Source organism: Amycolatopsis dongchuanensis, from assembly GCF_039542405.1.
Taxonomy (GTDB): Bacteria; Actinomycetota; Actinomycetes; order Mycobacteriales; family Pseudonocardiaceae; genus Amycolatopsis_E; species Amycolatopsis_E sacchari.
The window spans coordinates 1-1,529 of the sequence record NZ_BAABIB010000182.1; the positions used below are offsets into that span (position 1 = coordinate 1).

Below are 1,529 nucleotides of genomic sequence, written 5' to 3' on the forward strand. Positions count from 1 at the left end.
ACCGTCGGCGCCTGACAGCGCCTGGGTGCCTTCGTTGATCGCGCGGATCATCCTCGTTTCGATGGGACCGGGCAGCACCGCGTTGACCCGGATCCCGGTGCCGACGACTTCCAGCGCCGCGACCTTCGTCAGCCCGAGCACCGCGTGTTTGCTTGCGATATACCCCGCGAGGTTCGCGCGGCCACGGATCGCCGAGGTCGAGGCGGTGTTGACGATCACGCCGGACCCGGCCTCCACCATCACCCGGAGCGCTGCGCTGAGCCCCAGGAAGACACTGTGCACATTGATCCGCATAACTCGTTCGAAGACGTCCTCAGGATAGGACGTCAGCGGCTGTATCGCGCCCTCGATGCCGACGTTGTTGACCAGCGCGCCGAGTCCACCGTGCCGGCTCGTGACGTCGCGGACCAGCGCTTCGACCTGTGTGCGCTCGGTGACGTCGACCTCGCGGGCCTCGGCCGTGGAGCCGGCGGCGGCCAGCGATCCGGCGACCTTCTCGGCCGCGTCGCCGTCGCGGTCCACCACGATCACCGTCCACCCATTCCGGCCGAGGCGCCGGCAGATCGCGGCGCCTATATCGCCGCCACCGCCGGTCACGATCGCCGCCCCGGCTGCGGTCACGGCACACGCCGTTCGATCAGCCGCCGGTCTTCGACGCCGAAACCACCACCGTAAACCGGTGTCTTCATGAACTGTGCGCTGAGCACCTCGGGCTGGAGTTCGGTGAGCGGGTCGAACCGTGAGGGGAGCAGCTGCATGTCAACGCGCCCGCGCACCGGTTTCGAGTTCTCGATCGGGGTGCGCCGGTAAACGACGTCGGCATAGGCGACCCCGACGCCGTCGGGTTCCGGCAGCCGCCGCACGTGCAGCTCGCCGCCCGGCTGCTCGTCGTCGTCGGTGAGCAGGACCAGTGGCGCGGCCGCATCGGGCGTGAAGGAGAACGCGGCGAGGGGGATCGACCGCCGGGTGACCGAGCCGCTGACGCTGCCGTCTTCGGCCTCGAAGAACTCGAAGTCGCAGTCCTTTTTGGTGTATCCGAACAGCTCGCGCCCCGCGACGATGCCCATCGGATCGCTGCAGTACATGTAGATGTGGGTCTGGGTGTACAGGTCGCGGTAGCGGACGGCGACGGTGACCATGAGGTCGAACATGCGGCCGCGGTGGAGGGACAGGGTATGCCCGGGCGAGAGCATGAAGCGGAACGCCACCCGGTCGTTGACCAACTCGAACCCGGTGTCCGCGAGCAGCTTTTCCAGTTTCCCGCGGTCGACCTTGGTGACCACCTCGAGAGTGTGGATCCCGGTCTCCCATTCCAGCGGATACGCGGGGGAATAGGGCGGGTTGACGCCGCCACCAGGATGCATGTCGAACCGACCGAACATCGCAAGTGCCTCCTCATCGAAACAACTGCGGGCATCCTGCATGCAGGATTCAACTCCTGTCAAGCGCGTCGGCTCGGTCTATTTACAACTCGTTTCAAAATGATCGGCGCGTCTGCTGGCCGTAGTTGATCAAGTGTGGGCATGCTG

General features: G+C 66.3%; 2 protein-coding genes. Both read right to left on the reverse strand.

What is annotated here, in order from left to right; translation table 11 throughout:
* Window positions 1-621: SDR family NAD(P)-dependent oxidoreductase (locus ABFX51_RS39360; RefSeq protein WP_346056994.1), on the reverse strand; the 621-nt coding region annotated here is incomplete at its 3' end.
* Window positions 618-1,382: an acetoacetate decarboxylase family protein gene (locus ABFX51_RS39365; RefSeq protein WP_150070968.1), complete on the reverse strand. Its 765-nt coding sequence runs from the start codon at window positions 1,380-1,382 to the stop codon at window positions 618-620. The genes ABFX51_RS39365 and ABFX51_RS39360, both read right to left, overlap by 4 nt.
* Window positions 1,383-1,529: the final 147 nt, after the last annotated feature.